Below are 15,737 nucleotides of genomic sequence, written 5' to 3' on the forward strand. Positions count from 1 at the left end.
GGTCAGACCACGACCACCGACCGCAGGACCTCCCCGCGCTGCATCTTGGCGAAGGCCGGTTCGATGTCGTCGAGCGCGATGGTCTCGCTGATGAACCGTTCCAGATCGAGCTTGCCGCTCAGGAACAGATCGATCAGCACGGGGAAGTCGCGGCTGGGCAGACAGTCGCCGTACCAGGACGACTTGAGCGCGCCGCCGCGCGAGAAGAGGTCGATGAGCGGCAGCTCGATCCGCATGTCCGGTTCGGGGACGCCGACCTGGACCAGCGTGCCGGCCAGATCGCGCATGTAGAACGCCTGCCGGTAGGTCTCCGGGCGGCCCACCGCGTCGATCACCACATCGGCGCCGTGCCCGCCGGTGAGCGCCCGGACCGCCTCGATGGGGTCCGTACCACGGGAGTTGACGGTGTCGGTGGCGCCGAACCGCTCGGCGGCGTCCAGCTTGCCGTCGTCGAGGTCCACGGCGATGACCCGCCGGGCCCCGGCCCGGGAGGCGCCCGCGATGGCGGCGTTGCCGACGCCGCCGCAGCCGATGACGGCGACGGTGTCCCCACTGCCCACTCCGCCGGTGTGCACCGCCGCGCCGTACCCGGCCATCACCCCGCAGCCGATCAGCCCCGCGGCCTCCGGGCGCGCCGACGGATCGACCTTCACCGCCTGCCCGGCGGCGACCAGCGTCTTCTCGGCGAAGGCGCCGATTCCCAGGGCCGCCGTCAGCTCCGTGCCGTCCTTCAGGGTCATCGGCTGGGTGGCGTTGCGGGAGGCGAAGCAGTACCAGGGGCGGGCACGGCGGCAGGCGCGGCACTGCCCGCACGGCGCCCGCCAGGCGAGCACCACATAGTCGCCGGGCGCCAGTTCGGTGACCCCGGGGCCGACCTCCTCGATCACCCCGGCCGCCTCGTGGCCGAGCAGATAGGGGAAGTCCTCGCCGATCGCGCCGTCGCGATAGTGCAGGTCGGTGTGGCACACCCCGCAGGCCTGGACGGTCACCAGCACTTCGCCCGGACCGGGGTCGGGCACGAGGATCGGCAGCACCTCGACGGGGGCGCCCTTCTTGAGGGCGACGACGGCGCGGGCTTCGTGCGGCATGTCTCACTCCTAAAACAGCGCCTGCGGCGGCGGCCTGCGGGTAGCACGCGTGAGGTGGCACGGATGCCTGTGAGGGGTGGGAGTGGTGCGCTGTGCTGAGAACGGGGGCAGTGGCGGAGGACGGTCCGCCGCTGACGCCGTGTTGCCTATAGTGCGCTTGGTTGCGCTATAGGAGACATGCTGGAAGTCCGCCAGGGATCCGTCAAGGGGGATTTTCCGCTACCCGCTCAACCCGGGAACCCCATCAGCCGGGAGAGATCGGCCGCCGCCTTCGCCGCCCGCTCCGCGAGCTCCGGCAGCAGCTGACGCTCCATCCGGTAGGCCGGTCCGGAGACGCCGATCGCGCCGATCACCGCGCCGTCGTGCGCCCGTACCGGCGCCGCCACCGCATTCAGCCCGATCTCCAACTCCTCGCTGGTGCAGGCGAATCCGTCCTCCAGCACCGCCGCCAGCTGCGCCCGCAGACCGGCCGCCGTGATCAGCGTGCGCTCGGTGAACCGCGGCAGCTTGCGGGTCACCAGGGTCTCCCGGCGCGGGGCCGGCAGATGGGCCAGCAGAACCTTGCCGCTGGCGGTGGCGTGCAGCGGGGTCCGGCGGCCCAGCCAGTTGTACGCGGTGACCGCCGCCGAGCCCCTGGCCTGCATGATGTTGACCGCCGCATCGCCGTCCAGCACCGCGATGTTGGCGGTCTCCCCGGTGTCCTCGGCGAGCGCCCGGCACACCGGCTGGCCCTCCTGGGAGATGTCCAGCCGGATCGCCGCGGCACCCGCCAGCCGCAGCACCCCGGCGCCCAGGTAGTACTTCCCGCGGTCCCGCTCCTGCTCCACCAGCCCGCGGTTCTCCAGCACCCCGAGGATCCGGAACGCGGTCGACTTGTGGACGCCCAACTCCTCGCTGATCTCGGTCACCCCGGCCTCGCCCAGCTTGGCCAGGATCTCCAGCACGCTCACCGCGCGGTCCACGGACTGGACGGATCCCGCCCCGCCGCGCCGCTCCTCGGGCCGGTCGTCTGCCGTATCGGTCGTCTTCGCCATGGGTCTTTGCGTCACCACCCGGTGGCCCCGCGGGGCACCTCTGAAGGCATCTGCCGGGAAGCCCTTGACGGCCCGCTCCCCGGCTTGGATTCTGTTGCGCATCGCGCTCTGCGATGCGTTATTCAGAACACATGATACCGATCAGCGTGAGGGGGGCCAGATGATTCCCGTCTGCCGTATCGAAGACCTGCCCGAGGGTGAGTCCGTCCGGATCGAGATCGACGACGCCACACCGGCCATCGCGGTCTTCCACGCCGAGGGCGGCTACTACGCCGTCGATGACACCTGCAGCCACCAGGACGCCTCGCTCTCCGAGGGCTGGGTCGAGGGCTGCTTCGTCGAATGCCCGCTGCATGCGGCCCTGTTCGACCTGCGCACCGGGGCCCCGACCTGTCTGCCCGCCCGCCGGCCGGTGCGCACACACCAGGTGGACGTCCTGGACGGCATCATTCATGTGCGTCCCGCCGTGCGGGAAGAGGCCGTGGCGTAGAAAACCCGACGCTCACGCAGCCGCGCGGTCGATCCCCGACGGGCCCTTCCGGGACTCCCGGCGCTGCTGCCGGCGCGCCCGGCGCCGTTCCCGGCGCAGCTCCCGGGCCGTACTGCTCGGCTGCGACCACACCCCGTTGCGCTGCACCCACACCTGGCGGGTCACCCAGACATCCAGCACTCCCCAGGTGGCGACCACGGTGCTGGCGACCGTGCTGAGCACCGCGGGAAACGCGAGCCAGGAGCCCGCCAGCGTGCACAGGAACGCCACCATGGCCTGGATCAGCGTGAGCGCCACGATGATGACGGCGCGTACGGCGGCGGTGCGTACCGGCTCCGCCATCCGGCGCCGGGCCGCCGGCTCCTCCTGCCACAACGGATGTCTGCCCGTGTCCATGTCCGTGTCCCTCTCCCGCACTCTCCCCGCGTGTCCGGTCACTTGGTGGCTGCCCGGATCTCACCGGTACACGCCCCTGGTGCCGCACCCCGCCCTTTCCCATGGTCACGCACCGGGCGCGTACACGGTTGCCTCGGGGAGGGAAGAAATCCGGCCAACTGACCGATATTCGTCCGGACGCCGATGGCCGCGTCCGGCCCTGGAAACGCGGGCCGGTTGTCCGGGAATCAACGGACAATTCGGGACGATTTCTCCCCGGCCCCTGCTCCGACCTCGGAAGAGCACTTCGGCTCGGTCACCCGACAGTAGTAGGCTCGCGCCGTTTGTTGACGGAACACCACCCCGTGCGCCGGGGTTGACGTTGGGGAGGCCATGCGCTTTCGCGGGAAGTCGGTCCGCCGGAAGATCGTGGCGTTGCTGCTCGTACCGTTGGTGTCCCTGACGTCCATGTGGGCGTTCATGACCTACCTCACCGGGCGGGAAGCCGACCAGCTGCTGGACGTCGGCAACGTCGTACAGAAGCTGGGCTATCCGGTCGAGGACGTCGTCCAGACCCTGCAGAACGAGCGCCGCCAGAGCCTGCTGTACCTCGCCGACCGGCGCGGCGCCGACGCGCTCCACGCGCTCCGGGCACGGGCCCGGGCCACCGACGAGGCCGTCACCCGGCTCCGTACCGACGCCGGCATCCGCAACGTCCGCGAGGACCTGACCGGCGACGCCGGCAGCCAGATGAACGGCATCCTCAAGGGCCTGTCCGGACTCGGCTCGCTGCGCGCCCGGGTGGAGGACAACACCGTCTCGCGCAATGAGGCCATGGAGGGCTACAACTCCCTCGTCGACCCCAGCTATGACTTCCTCGCCGAGCTCCACGCCCTGGAGAACGTGGAAATGGACAAGCAGGGCCGGGCACTGGTCGTCATCACGCGCGCCCGGGAGGCCGTCGCCCGCGAGGACGCGCTGATGTCCGCGGTGCTCGCCTCCGGCAGCATGACCAAGCGCGATCTGCGGGAGCTGTCCGACCGGGTCGCCGAACGCCGGGTCCTCTACGACACCAGCCTCCCCGCGATGCCCGCGAAGGACCGCGGCATCTACGAGGACTACTGGCGCTCCGCGAGGGCCCATGAGCTGACGTCCTACGAGGACCGGGTGATCGCTGCCGGCGCGCAGAACGGACCGCGCGCGGTCAACGCCGAACGCTGGAACACCGCCGCGAAGAAGGTCCTCGACGACCTCCAGCGGATGGGCAAGGCCGCCGGTGACCGCTACCAGGAGCGGGTCGCCCCGGTCGCCACGAACGTCCTGCTCAAGGCCGCCCTCGCCGGTGTCGTCGGCTTTATCGCCCTGCTGGTCTCGATCATCGTCTCGTTCCGGATCGGCCGCCGCCATGTGCGCGACCTCGTCCGGCTGCGCAAGGCCGCCCATGACGTCTCCGGCGTCCGGCTGCCGAGCGTGATGCGCCGACTGGCGGCCGGTGAACAGATCGATGTGGAGACCGAGGCGCCCCGGCTCGTCTTCGGCCAGGACGAGACCGGCCAGGTCGGCCAGGCGCTCAACACCCTCCAGCGGGCCGCGATCGAGGCCGCGGTCAAACAGTCCGAGATGCGCCGCGGCGTCTCCGAGGTGTTCGTCAACCTCGCCCGCCGCAGCCAGGTCCTGCTGCACCGCCAGCTGACCCTCCTGGACGCCATGGAACGGCGCACCGAGGACACCGACGAACTCGCCGACCTCTTCCGGATCGACCATCTGACCACCCGTATGCGGCGGCACGCCGAGGGCCTGGTCATCCTCTCCGGCGCGGCCCCCTCCCGGCAGTGGCGCAGGCCGATCCAGCTGATGGACGTGGTGCGCGCGGCGGTCGCCGAGGTGGAGGACTACGAGCGGATCGAGGTACGGCGGATGCCGCGACTCGCGGTGGACGGCCCCGCGGTGTCCGACCTCACGCATCTGATCGCCGAACTCCTGGAGAACGCCACGGTCTTCTCCCCGCCGCACACCGCCGTCCAGGTACTCGGCGAACGGGTCGCCAACGGCTACACCCTGGAGATCCACGACCGCGGTCTGGGCATGGCGCCCGACCTGCTGCTGGAGGCCAACCTCCGGCTCGCCGAGACCCCCGAGTTCGAGCTGTCCGACACCGACCGGCTCGGTCTGTTCGTGGTCAGCCGGCTCGCCCAGCGGCAGCAGGTACGGGTCTCCCTCCAGCCCTCCCCGTACGGCGGCACCACCGCCGTGGTCTTCCTCCCCGGGACGCTCCTCACCGAGACCGCCGACGGCGTCCGGGAGGACGACGACCAGGCCCCCGGCGGCCCGGTCGGCAACGAACTGGAGCATGCGGCAGGCAAGTTGGCCGCACTGGCGCAGGTACCGGCACCGCGACCGGAGCGCGAGCGCTCACCGGCCGTCTTCGACGGACCGGTCGAACTCGAAGCGCCGCTCGGCCCGGACGACCCCGGCCCCGACGAGGAGGACGGCCTCTTCCGGAAGCGGGAACGCGGCCGCGACGCGAAGGGGCCTGCCGCACCGGCCGGACCGTCCTCCGCACCGCGCGGCATCGCCTCCGTACCGCCGGTGCCCGAGGGGGAGCAGCACCAGCAGGCCCGGGACCAGGCGCCCGGCGGACCGGCACCGCTGCCGCGCCGCCGCCGCCCGCCGGTGCTGGTCTCCGACCACGGCAGAACGGTCGACGACCGCGACGCACCGCGGAAGCGCGGCGCCGAACGCCCCGGACCCGAGGGCTCCGGTTCCGGACATGCCGCCGACCGGCCGTCGTCGTCCGCCGCGCCGCAGGACCCGGTGCCGGACGCCGCGCAGCCCGCCGGGGGCCCGGACATCCCCGCCCCGACCACGTCCACCGGACTGCCCCGCCGGGTACGACAAGCCAGCCTCGCGCCCCAGCTCAAGGCCGACGCCGCCGAGCCGGCCGAGGCGCGGCGGCGCAGCACACCGGCCGCGGACGACCGGGACGCCGAGGCGGTACGCGCCCGGATGGCCTCGCTCCAGCGCGGCTGGCAGCGCGGCCGGCGCGACAACGCCGAGGACCCGCCCGAGACCGGCACACCACCGCGGGGCGAGGACCCGGCCGCGGACACCACAGGCCCGGACACCACACACCCGGACGACCGTGACACCGTCTCCCACGACGGGGACGCCACGGGCAGCACAGCACCACCAGGAACCACATCGGGAGGGGACGGTCCATGACCGCACCGAAGGCAGCAGCTTCCACCGCATCGATCTCGGCGAAGGGATCCGGAGAGCTGAACTGGCTCCTGGACGAATTGGTCGAGCGGGTGGGCTCCATCCGCAAGGCACTCGTCCTCTCCAGCGACGGCCTGGCCACCGGCGCCTCCAAGGACCTCACCCGCGAGGACGGGGAGCATCTGGCCGCGGTCGCGTCCGGCTTCCACAGCCTGGCCAAGGGTGTCGGCCGGCACTTCGACGCGGGCCAGGTCCGGCAGACCATGGTCGAGCTGGACGACGCGTTCCTGTTCGTCAGCGCGGCCGGCGACGGCAGCTGCCTGGCCGTACTGGCCGATGCGGACTCCGATGTCGGGCTGATCGCCTACGAGATGACGCTGCTGGTCAAGCGGGTGGGCACCCATCTGGGCACCGCGCCCCGGTCCGGCTTGACCCCCTGAGGACGACAAGGGTGACCCAATGAGCGAGCGAAGCCGGCTCCTCGCACCACCATGCGCCCCGCACGGGTGCGGGGCCGGGCGCGGCGAGGTTCCGGCATGAGCCGGCAGGACGGCCGGGCGGCGCGGGGCCGGGACCGGGACCGCTGGTTCGACGACGACGCGGGCCCGGTCGTCCGGCCGTACGCCATGACGCGTGGGCGCACCCGTACGGCGGCGGAAGGACGCCTCGATCTGATCGCGCTGGTGATCGCCGAGAGCCGCGCGGAGGAGACCGTCGACGACCAGATGCTGTCGCCGGAGCATGTCGAGATCGTCGAACTGTGCCGCCAGGAGCCGCTGTCGGTCGCCGAGCTGGCCGCCGAACTCGATCTGCCGGTCGGCGTCATACGGGTCCTGATCGGGGATCTGCTGGATGCCGAACTGGTCCATGTCAGCAGGCCGGTGCCCCCGGCCGAGCTGCCGGACGCGAAGGTGCTGCGCGAGGTGATCGACGGCCTGCGCGCGCTGTGATCCGCCGGGCGACCCAGCCGCCGCGGGCCGGGGGAGGGGCGTCCGGCCCATCCCGTCCCACGGCGGCTGAGCCTTTGTTGAGCACTACTCAACGGCGCGGTACGGTGCCAGCTGAGCACGTGTCAACCGAAGGAGACCCGCCGCCATGGCCCCGGACGCGACCCCGGCACCCTTCGACCGCCTGGAGATCCAGGTCGGCCCGCACACCTACGACGCCCTGGCCTGCGGGCCCGCCGACGGGGAGTTCGTCCTGCTGCTGCACGGCTGGCCCGAATTCGCCGACTCCTGGAGCGCCGTGCTCACCGCCCTGGGCGCGGCCGGCTACCGCGCCGTCGCGGTCGACCAGCGCGGCTACTCACCACGCGCCCGCCCGCCCAGGATCGCCGACTACGCCGTGCCCGAACTCGTCGCCGACGCCCTCGCCTTCGCCGATTCCCAGGGCGCGGACCGCTTCCACCTCGTCTCGCACGACTGGGGCGGCATGGTCGCCTGGGCGCTGGCCGGCGCCCACCCCGAGAGGCTGAAGTCCCTGACCGTGCTGGCCACTCCGCACCCGGACGCGCTCAACCGCGCCGCCGCCGAGGACTCCACCCAGCACCACATGCTCGACTACGTCCGCTTCTTCCGCCGCGACGACGGCGCCGCGGAAGCCGCCCTGCTCGCCGACGACGCCGCCCGGCTGCGCGCCGCTTACGGCGGCAAGGTGCCCGCCGCCCTGGTCGACGGCAATGTCCGCCGGCTCTCCGAGCCGGGCGCGCTCACCGCCACACTGAACTGGTACCGCGCCCCCGAGTCGGTCATCTCGGTCCCGGCCGGCCGGATCACCGTCCCCACCCTCTTCCTGTGGGGCAGCGAGGACGTCGCCCTGGGCCGTGGCGCGGCCGAGTCGACGGGCGAGTGGGTGGACGGCCCGTACCGCTTCGGCATCCTGGAGGGCGCCAGCCACTGGCTGCCCGAAGAGGTCCCCGGCCTCGTCACGCCCCCCATCCTGGAGCACCTCGCACAGTACGTCTGACGCCGTGGCGGGCCGGGACGCCGACGCTCTCCCGGCACCCCCGCCGCCGTAAACTGCGGGCATGTCCGGCAAGCGAACCACCCGCCTCCCGCCCGACCAGCGCAGGGAGCAGCTGGTCGGCATCGGCCTGGAGATGCTCGCCGACCGCTCCCTGGACGAACTGTCCACCGACGAGGTCGCCCGCCGGGCCGGCATCTCCCGCGGGCTGCTCTTCCACTACTTCGACTCCAAGCGCGACTTCTACCGCGCGGTGGTCAGCGCCGCATGCGACCGCTTCACCGCCGCGACCGAACCGGACGGCTCACTGGAGCCGGTCGCCTGGATGCGGGCCTTCATCGCCGGTTTCGTGGCCTACGTCCTGGAACACCGTCAGGCGTATCTCGCCCTGGTACGGGGTGCCTCCGGCAGTCACCCCGCCGTCACCGACATCGTCGGCGCGACCCGTGAGACCCTCGCCCGCCGGGTGTGCGACGGCCAGCGGCGGCTCGGGATGCCGGACGCCCCACGGCTCGCACTGGCCTCCCGCGCCTGGATGGCCTTCGCCGAGGAGGCGGTCGTCAACTGGCCCGCCGAGGAGCCCGGCGCCCAGGACGAGCTCTGCGCCTTCATCGAATCCAGCTTTGTGCGCCTGATGGGACTGCCGGACCGGCCCGGCGCGCTCACCGTCGCCCAAGCGTGACCCTTCTCAAGTGGGCGCCGTGCCGAGCACGTTGTACCGTTCCCTTGCAGCTGCTAACCGTGCGCCGAGGCCCGGGTACCAGCGTGAGCTCCCCCGTATACACGGCAATTCAGGAGAAGAAACCCATGGCCTTCGGGCGTTCCGAGCGCCGCCGACGGTCCGCCGCCGTCGAACCGGTGACGCTCAAGATCCTGGTCGCGGGCGGTTTCGGGGTCGGTAAGACCACCCTGGTCGGCGCCGTCAGCGAGATCAAACCGCTGCGCACCGAGGAACGGCTCACCGAGGCGGGCCGCCCGGTCGACGACCTCGACGGTGTGGAGGCCAAGACCACCACCACCGTCGCGATGGACTTCGGACGGATCACCGTCAACGAGCAACTGGTCCTCTATCTCTTCGGCACCCCGGGCCAGGACCGCTTCTGGTTCCTGTGGGACGAGCTGGCGCGCGGTGCGCTCGGCGCCGTGGTGCTCGCCGACACCCGCCGGCTCGCGGACAGTTTCTCCGCGATCGACTACTTCGAGCGGCGCGGCCTGCCCTTCACCGTCGCCGTCAACTGCTTCGACGGCGCCGACCGCTATCCGCCGCAGGCCGTACGGGACGCTCTGGACCTGGACCCCGAGGTGCCCGTGGTGCTGTGCGACGCCCGGCTCAAGGACTCCGCACGCGATGTGCTGATCTCCGTCGTCGAGCATGCGCGGGAGACCGGCGCCCGGCGGCGGGAGCCCGCGCTGCCCTGACGGGTGGAAGCACGGCCGGTACCCCGCCGTCCGGGGTACCGGCCGTACGTCTCCGAACGCGCCGCCGACGTCTCCGTACCGCCGCGCTACGAGGCCGCCGAGCCGTCCTCGGCCAGCCAGCCGAAGCTCCGCTCCACGGCCTTGCGCCACTGGGCGAACTCCCGGTCGCGGGTCGGCCCGTCCATCCGCGGCGTCCACTCGGTGTCACGCTGCCAGTGGCTGCGCAGTTCGTCCAGGTCCTGCCAGACACCGGTCGCCAGACCGGCCGCGTACGCCGCGCCCAGACAGGTGGTCTCCGAGATCACCGGACGGATCACCGGCACCCCCAGCACATCCGCCTGATGCTGCATCAGCAGCTGGTTGGCGGTCATCCCGCCGTCGGCCTTCAGCTGGGTGATCCGCACGCCCGAGTCCTGGTACATGGCGTCCACGACCTCCCGGGTCTGCCAGCTGGTCGCCTCCAGTACGGCGCGCGCCAGATGCGCCTTGGTGACGAAGCCGGTCAGGCCGGTGATGACACCACGGGCGTCGGAGCGCCAATAGGGCGCGAACAGACCGGAGAACGCCGGCACGACATACGCCCCGCCGCTGTCCGGGACGCTCGCCGCCAGCGGCTCGATCTCCTCCGCCGAGGAGATCAGGCCCAGCTGATCGCGGAACCACTGCACCAGGGCGCCGGTGACGGCGATGGAGCCCTCCAGGCAGTAGACCGGCGCCTCCCCGCCCAGTTGGTAGCCCATCGTGGTCAGCAGCCCATTCTTGGACGGGACCGGGCGGTTGCCGGTGTTCAGCAGCAGGAACGAGCCGGTGCCGTAGGTGTTCTTGGCCTCGCCGACCCCGTAGCAGGTCTGGCCGAAGACCGCCGCCTGCTGGTCGCCGAGCGCGGACGCCACCGGCACCCCCTGCAACTGCCCCACGGCCGTGCCGTACACCTCGGCCGACGACCTGATCTCCGGCAGGATCGCGGCCGGTACATTCATCGCCGACAGGATCGCCGGATCCCATTGGAGCGTGGACAGATTCATCAGCATCGTGCGGCCCGCGTTGGTCACGTCCGTGACATGCACCCCACCGTCGGGGCCACCGGTCAGATTCCAGATCAGCCAGGAGTCGATGGTGCCGAAGGCGATCTCCCCGCGCTCGGCACGGGCCCGCAGCCCCGGCACCTCAGCCAGCAGCCAGGCCGCCTTCGGCCCGGAGAAGTAGCTGGCCAGCGGCAGTCCGGTGGCCTCCCGGAAGCGGTCCTGGCCGTCCGCGCCGCCCAGCTCCGCGCACAGCTGAGACGTACGGGTGTCCTGCCAGACGATCGCATGGTGCACCGGCCGGCCGGTCGCCCGGTCCCACAGGACCGTGGTCTCCCGCTGGTTGGTGATGCCCAGCGCACTGAGCTGATCCGCGCGCAGCCCCGCCTTCGCGAGCGCGCCCGCCACCACCGCCTGCACCTTCGACCAGATCTCGGTGGCATCGTGCTCCACCCAGCCCGGCTTGGGGAAGATCTGCCGGTGCTCACGCTGGTCGACGGCCACGATCGCCCCGCCGTGGTCGAAGATGATGCAGCGGCTCGACGTGGTGCCCTGATCGATCGCGGCTACGTATTTCTCGGTCTTCCCGCTTCGCTCCGTCATGCCGTCACGCCTCCTGAAGTCCTGAAGTCCTGGTGAGTGGGGGCAGCGGGGCGCGGGGCGGGTCCGGCGGCCACGCCCCGGTGGCACGCCCCGGCCGGGTCAGAACGCCGCGTTGTGGACCAGCCCGGACAGCACCGCGCCGATCAGCGGACCGGCCACCGGGATCCAGGAGTAACTCCAGTCCGAGGAACCCTTGTTGGGGATCGGCAGCAGGGCGTGCACCAGGCGCGGACCGAGGTCACGGGCCGGGTTGATGGCGTAGCCGGTGGGCCCGCCCAGCGACAGCCCGATGCCGACGACCAGCAGCGCGACGAGCAGCACATTGATCCCGGAGCCATAGATCCCGGCCTGCCCGCCGGGGACCGGGCCGATGCCGATGCCCTTGTTCTGGCCGAAGAACAGCAGCGGCAGCACCAGACCGATGGTGGCGATGATCTCGGTCACCAGGTTGGCGGCCGGCTTGCGTATCTCCGGGGCGGTGGAGAAGATCCCCAGCGTCGGCTGGGCCTTGCTCTGTTCGGCGTTGGCCGCGAACTGCGCGTAATACAGCGCCCAGGCCAGTACGGCCCCGATCACCGCGCCGACCATCTGCGCCAGGATGTACAGCGGCACCTTCGACCACTCGGTGCCGCCCGCGACCGCCGAGCCCAGCGTCACCGCGGGGTTGAGATGCCCGCCCGACAGTGGCGCCGCGGTGTAGGCGCCGGCCAGTACGGCCATGCCCCAGCCGAAGGCGATCACGACCCAGCCGGCGTTCTTCGCCTTGGAGTAGTGCAGGGTGACGGCGGCGCACACACCTGCGCCGAAGAGAATGAGTATCGCGGTGCCGATCACTTCACCGACGACGATGTCCCCATTGGAATACATGGCGGCTCCGTAAGTTGTTAGTCGGCCCGGGAGGGCCGGATGTGGCTCATGGCGGCTTGCCAGTCGTGGCTCCCAAGGAGTGGCCGTCCGGCTCTCCGGGGCGCCCTGGCTGCTGATTGAGATGTGCGCGCCTTGTGCGGTCGCTGTTTACGGAGATGACAGTGGGGTGTTCCTCGGGCCGACGGCACGCTGTGCGGAACGAGGAGGGGCAAGTGGACAAGCGGCAGGCCCAGGTCTGGGCCGGCATCGACGCAGGCAAGGGCCACCACTGGGCGGCGGTGGTCGACGAGACCGGCGCGACCCTGTGGTCGAAGAAGATCGACAACGACGAATCGGCGATCCTGACCGCGCTCGGCGAGATCCTCGATCTGGCGGACGAGGTCTCCTGGGCGGTGGACATCTGCGGCACGTCCTCCGCGCTGCTGCTGGCCCTGCTCGCAGCCCACGGCCAGCAGGCCGTCTACGTGCCCGGCCGCACCGTCAACCGCATGTCCGGCGCCTACCATGGCGAGGCCAAGACCGACGCCCGCGACGCCTACGTCATCGCCGAAACCGCCCGCCATCGCCGCGACTTCGCCGTGATCGGCGTGCCGGCCCAGCTGGCCGCCGACCTCGCACTGCTGACCGCCCACCGCGCCGACCTCGTGGCTGACCGGGTGCGGATGATCAACCGCCTGCGCGACGTGCTGACCGGTGTCTTCCCCGCGCTGGAGCGGGCCTTCGACTACAGCAGCCACAAGGGCGCGCTGGTGCTGCTGACCGGCTACCAGACCCCGGCCGCGATCCGCCGCCGCGGCCGGGCCAGGCTGACGGCATGGCTGGCCAACCGCAGCGTGCGAGGTGCCGATGCCGTCGCGGCGACCGCGCTGGAAGCCGCCCAGGCCCAGCAGACCGCGCTGCCGGGCGAGGACGTCGCCGCGCAGATCGTGGCCGACTTGGCCGCACAGATCCTCGCCCTGGATGACCGGCTCAAGCGGATCGACAAGCAGATCCGCGAGACCTTCCGCAGTCATCCGCAGGCGGAGATCATCGAGTCCCTGCCCGGCATGGGCCCCATACTCGGCGCCGAGTTCGTCGTTGCCGCAGGTGACCTTGCTGCCTACGCGGACGCCGGCCATCTCGCTTCCGCGGCCGGGCTCGTGCCCGTCCCACGCGACTCGGGACGCCGGACCGGCAACCTGCACCGGCCCAAGCGCTACAGCCGCCGACTGCGACGGGTGTTCTACATGTCCGCGCAGACCAGCATCATCCGCGAGGGGCCGAACCGCGACTTCTACCTCAAGAAGCGCGGCGAGGGCTGCAAGCATGTCCAGGCCGTCATCGCTCTGGCTCGGCGACGGGCCAGCGTTCTGTGGGCTCTTCTGCGCGACAACCGGGTCTTCACCCCCGCCCTGCCCGTCGCGCAGCAGGCTTGACTCGTTCATTGAGACTCCTTGGCCCTCGCCCGGGGACGTCCCCCGGTCCTCCGTGCAGGGTGCGTGCCACCGGCGGGCAGCGGACAGCCGCTGCCACCCGGCCGGGGTGCCTGAGTACGGCGATGCCGACTGGCATCCGGAAGTGTTCACCGGTGCTGAGGGGGCGTCAAGGTCGCGCGCAGTGGGGGTTGTTGGGGGCAGTTGGAGGGAGGGGGCCAGGGGTGCGAGCCTGCTACGGGTGAGAGCTTGCTATGAGGGCGTGCGCACGCCCTCATAGCAGGGCGTGCGCACGCGCCGGTGTGCCACCGCACGCACCGCATTCACCGCAACGCACCGCACGCGCACCCGTCACACTCACCGCACCACGACCACCGCCGACCCATGCCCGAACAGCCCCTGATTGGCGGTCACCCCCACCCGGGCCCCCGGCACCTGCCGTGCGCCCGCCTGCCCCCGCAGCTGCCAGGTCAGCTCGCAGACCTGGGCGATGGCCTGGGCGGGCACCGCCTCGCCGAAGGAAGCCAGACCACCGCTGGCATTGACCGGCAGCCGCCCGCCCAGGGCCGTCGCACCGTCCCGCAGCAGCTTGGCACCCTCACCGGCGCCACACAGCCCCAGATCCTCGTACCACTCCAACTCCAGCGCGGTGGACAGGTCGTACACCTCGGCCAGCGAGAGGTCCTCCGGTCCGATTCCGGCCTCCTCGTAGGCGCTGTGCGCGATCGACGCCCGGAAGCCGGTCTCCGGCTCCGGTACGGCGGCCGCGGAGTCGGTGGCGATGTCCGGCAGATCCAGTACGGTCCGCGGATACCGCGGGGTGGCCGTGGAGACCGCGCGGACCCGCACCGGGTCCGTGACACCGTGCCGGCGCGCGAAGTCCATGCTGGTCAGGACCAGCGCCGCGGCACCGTCGGAGGTGGCGCAGATGTCCAGCAGCCGCAGCGGATCGGCGACCACGGCGGAGGCCGCGACCTCCTGTACGGTGACCTGCTTGCGGTAGCGGGCGTACGGATTGGCCGCGCCCGCCGCCGAGTTCTTCACCTTCACCCGCGCGAAGTCGTCGGCCGTGTCGCCGTACCGCGCCATCCGGCGGCGCGCATACAGCCCGAAGTACGCCGGGTTGGTGGCCCCCAGCACCCGGAACCGCAGCCAGTCGGGATCGTCGGGCCGGTCGCCGCCCGCCGGGGCGAAGAACCCCTTGGGCGCGGCGTCGGCGCCCACCACCAGGGCCACCTCCACCATCCCCGAAAGGATCTGCGCCCGCGCGGTGTTGATGGCCTGGGCGCCCGACGCGCAGGCCGCGTAGACGCTGGTCACCCGGGCGCCTTGCCAGCCCAGCGCCCTGGCGAAGGTCGCGCCTGCCACATAACCGGGATAGCCGCCACGTACCGTGTCGGCGCCGACGATGCTCTGCACGGCGCGCCAGTCGAGCCCGGCGTCCGCGAGCGCCTCCCGGGCCGCCTTGGTCCCGTACTCGACGAAGCTCCGCCCCCACTTGCCCCAGGGGTGCATACCGGCGCCGAGCACGGCTACGTCTTGGCTGGGGGTGGTTCGGGGGTGGCTAAATACCCGCCGCCCACCCGCGCCCATATTTTTTTCCCCGCCGCCCACCCCCCTTCGGGGGGTGGGCGGGTGTAGCGACGCGGTAGCCGCTCCGGGAGCACCGGCTACCGCCCCACCCACACCCCGAGCCCCACCCTCACCCGCAGCCTCATGACCACCACCAGCCCCACCACCAGCCCCACCACCAGCCCCACCACCAGCCCCACCACTCCCCGCCACCCGCCACTGCCAGGTCGTCCACGTCTGTGCCTCGTCCTCGTGCAGCACCCCCGGCACCAGCTCGACCTCCGTGCCCACGGCGAGATCCGCTGCGCGGACGCCGGGCGCTGCTTGCCCGAGGACCACCATCCGCTCCTCCGCCAGTTCCACCGCGACCAGGAGATACGGCTGCCACGCAACGTCCGGATCGGAGACGTACGGGGCCGGCGGGCGATACCGCGCGTCGGTGTAGGACCAGACCGTGCCGCGTCGGGACAGCGGCACCTCCACCAGCTCGTCACTCCCGCACGCGGGGTTGCGGCAGAAGGCGTCCTCACGGGGGAAGAACACCGCACCACAGGCCCGGCAGCGGGTCCCCAGCAGCCGGAAGCCCGCTGCGTCCTGATCGAACCACCCCGGCACCACCGGCTTCCGTGTCTGTGCCACAGACCCTCCTCGACCGCAGACCGACCACAACGGAG

General features: G+C 71.7%; 14 protein-coding genes and 1 pseudogene. 8 read left to right on the top strand and 7 right to left on the bottom strand.

Annotated elements, in window-relative coordinates:
* Positions 1–2: 2 nt before the first annotated feature.
* The gene (locus STRTU_RS31420; protein ID WP_159748440.1) at positions 3–1,088 is read right to left on the bottom strand and encodes an S-(hydroxymethyl)mycothiol dehydrogenase; all 1,086 of its coding nucleotides are present in this window, start codon (positions 1,086–1,088) and stop codon (positions 3–5) included.
* 227 nt (positions 1,089–1,315) lie between these two features.
* Positions 1,316–2,122: an IclR family transcriptional regulator gene (locus tag STRTU_RS31425; RefSeq protein WP_159748442.1), complete on the bottom strand. Its 807-nt coding sequence runs from the start codon at positions 2,120–2,122 to the stop codon at positions 1,316–1,318.
* Positions 2,123–2,282: 160 nt separating this feature from the next.
* On the opposite strand from STRTU_RS31425, the gene STRTU_RS31430 reads away from it, so the two are divergent.
* Complete coding sequence (locus STRTU_RS31430; RefSeq protein WP_042160182.1) at positions 2,283–2,612, top strand: bifunctional 3-phenylpropionate/cinnamic acid dioxygenase ferredoxin subunit; 330 nt, start codon at positions 2,283–2,285, stop codon at positions 2,610–2,612.
* A 12-nt stretch (positions 2,613–2,624) separates the two neighbouring features.
* On the opposite strand, the gene STRTU_RS31435 is transcribed toward STRTU_RS31430, so the two are convergent.
* On the bottom strand, positions 2,625–3,008 hold the full coding sequence (locus STRTU_RS31435) for a hypothetical protein (RefSeq protein ID WP_159748444.1): 384 nt from the start codon (positions 3,006–3,008) through the stop codon (positions 2,625–2,627).
* A 372-nt stretch (positions 3,009–3,380) separates the two neighbouring features.
* Between STRTU_RS31435 and STRTU_RS31440 the strand changes: the two genes are divergently transcribed.
* The 6 genes from STRTU_RS31440 to STRTU_RS31465 all read left to right on the top strand — a co-directional run bounded on the left by STRTU_RS31440 (position 3,381) and on the right by STRTU_RS31465 (position 9,587).
* Entirely contained in the window at positions 3,381–6,209 is a 2,829-nt protein-coding gene (locus STRTU_RS31440; protein WP_159748446.1) for a sensor histidine kinase, read from the top strand.
* Positions 6,206–6,646 (top strand): roadblock/LC7 domain-containing protein, encoded by a 441-nt coding sequence (locus STRTU_RS31445; RefSeq protein ID WP_159748448.1) that lies wholly within the window; start codon positions 6,206–6,208, stop codon positions 6,644–6,646. The genes STRTU_RS31440 and STRTU_RS31445 overlap by 4 nt, the downstream gene beginning before the upstream one ends.
* A 96-nt stretch (positions 6,647–6,742) precedes the next feature.
* Entirely contained in the window at positions 6,743–7,156 is a 414-nt protein-coding gene (locus STRTU_RS31450) for a DUF742 domain-containing protein (protein ID WP_159748450.1), read from the top strand.
* Between the two features lie 145 nt (positions 7,157–7,301).
* Complete coding sequence (locus STRTU_RS31455; protein ID WP_159748452.1) at positions 7,302–8,171, top strand: alpha/beta fold hydrolase; 870 nt, start codon at positions 7,302–7,304, stop codon at positions 8,169–8,171.
* 61 nt (positions 8,172–8,232) lie between these two features.
* Complete coding sequence (locus STRTU_RS31460; protein WP_159748454.1) at positions 8,233–8,850, top strand: TetR/AcrR family transcriptional regulator; 618 nt, start codon at positions 8,233–8,235, stop codon at positions 8,848–8,850.
* A gap of 125 nt (positions 8,851–8,975) precedes the next feature.
* Positions 8,976–9,587 (top strand): GTP-binding protein, encoded by a 612-nt coding sequence (locus STRTU_RS31465; RefSeq protein ID WP_159748456.1) that lies wholly within the window; start codon positions 8,976–8,978, stop codon positions 9,585–9,587.
* An 86-nt stretch (positions 9,588–9,673) separates the two neighbouring features.
* Here the strand turns inward: STRTU_RS31465 and glpK are convergent, their stop codons facing one another.
* Both glpK and STRTU_RS31475 read right to left on the bottom strand, forming a co-directional pair.
* Positions 9,674–11,212, bottom strand: a complete 1,539-nt coding sequence (gene glpK, locus STRTU_RS31470; RefSeq protein WP_159748458.1) for a glycerol kinase GlpK — start codon at positions 11,210–11,212, stop codon at positions 9,674–9,676.
* Positions 11,213–11,311: 99 nt separating this feature from the next.
* Positions 11,312–12,079 (bottom strand): MIP/aquaporin family protein, encoded by a 768-nt coding sequence (locus tag STRTU_RS31475; RefSeq protein WP_159748460.1) that lies wholly within the window; start codon positions 12,077–12,079, stop codon positions 11,312–11,314.
* A 212-nt stretch (positions 12,080–12,291) separates the two neighbouring features.
* Here STRTU_RS31475 and STRTU_RS31480 point away from each other — a divergent pair, with 212 nt between their 5' ends.
* A complete protein-coding gene (locus STRTU_RS31480) occupies positions 12,292–13,494 on the top strand; it encodes an IS110 family RNA-guided transposase (RefSeq protein ID WP_159743809.1) in 1,203 nt (400 codons plus the stop codon).
* Positions 13,495–13,848: 354 nt separating this feature from the next.
* Here the strand turns inward: STRTU_RS31480 and STRTU_RS31485 are convergent, their stop codons facing one another.
* Both STRTU_RS31485 and STRTU_RS31490 read right to left on the bottom strand, forming a co-directional pair.
* Positions 13,849–15,084 carry a lipid-transfer protein gene (locus STRTU_RS31485; RefSeq protein ID WP_176604218.1) on the bottom strand — a complete coding sequence of 412 codons (1,236 nt, stop codon included), beginning with the start codon at positions 15,082–15,084 and terminating at the stop codon, positions 13,849–13,851.
* A 180-nt stretch (positions 15,085–15,264) separates the two neighbouring features.
* Positions 15,265–15,681 (bottom strand): annotated as a pseudogene (locus tag STRTU_RS31490) (Zn-ribbon domain-containing OB-fold protein); the annotation flags it as partial.
* Between the last annotated feature and the right edge of the window lie 56 nt (positions 15,682–15,737).

This window comes from Streptomyces tubercidicus, from assembly GCF_027497495.1.
Lineage (GTDB): Bacteria > Actinomycetota > Actinomycetes > Streptomycetales > Streptomycetaceae > Streptomyces > Streptomyces tubercidicus.

Excerpts from the sequence above, each read along its gene's own strand:
- STRTU_RS31420 (WP_159748440.1), bottom strand. The coding sequence starts at position 1,088 with ATGCCGCACGAAGCCCGCGCCGTCGTCGCCCTCAAGAAGGGCGCCCCC.
- STRTU_RS31425 (WP_159748442.1), bottom strand. The coding sequence starts at position 2,122 with ATGGCGAAGACGACCGATACGGCAGACGACCGGCCCGAGGAGCGGCGC.
- STRTU_RS31430 (WP_042160182.1), top strand. The coding sequence starts at position 2,283 with ATGATTCCCGTCTGCCGTATCGAAGACCTGCCCGAGGGTGAGTCCGTC.
- STRTU_RS31435 (WP_159748444.1), bottom strand. The coding sequence starts at position 3,008 with ATGGACACGGGCAGACATCCGTTGTGGCAGGAGGAGCCGGCGGCCCGG.
- STRTU_RS31440 (WP_159748446.1), top strand. The coding sequence starts at position 3,381 with ATGCGCTTTCGCGGGAAGTCGGTCCGCCGGAAGATCGTGGCGTTGCTG.
- STRTU_RS31445 (WP_159748448.1), top strand. The coding sequence starts at position 6,206 with ATGACCGCACCGAAGGCAGCAGCTTCCACCGCATCGATCTCGGCGAAG.
- STRTU_RS31450 (WP_159748450.1), top strand. The coding sequence starts at position 6,743 with ATGAGCCGGCAGGACGGCCGGGCGGCGCGGGGCCGGGACCGGGACCGC.
- STRTU_RS31455 (WP_159748452.1), top strand. The coding sequence starts at position 7,302 with ATGGCCCCGGACGCGACCCCGGCACCCTTCGACCGCCTGGAGATCCAG.
- STRTU_RS31460 (WP_159748454.1), top strand. The coding sequence starts at position 8,233 with ATGTCCGGCAAGCGAACCACCCGCCTCCCGCCCGACCAGCGCAGGGAG.
- STRTU_RS31465 (WP_159748456.1), top strand. The coding sequence starts at position 8,976 with ATGGCCTTCGGGCGTTCCGAGCGCCGCCGACGGTCCGCCGCCGTCGAA.
- glpK (WP_159748458.1), bottom strand. The coding sequence starts at position 11,212 with ATGACGGAGCGAAGCGGGAAGACCGAGAAATACGTAGCCGCGATCGAT.
- STRTU_RS31475 (WP_159748460.1), bottom strand. The coding sequence starts at position 12,079 with ATGTATTCCAATGGGGACATCGTCGTCGGTGAAGTGATCGGCACCGCG.
- STRTU_RS31485 (WP_176604218.1), bottom strand. The coding sequence starts at position 15,084 with ATGGGCGCGGGTGGGCGGCGGGTATTTAGCCACCCCCGAACCACCCCC.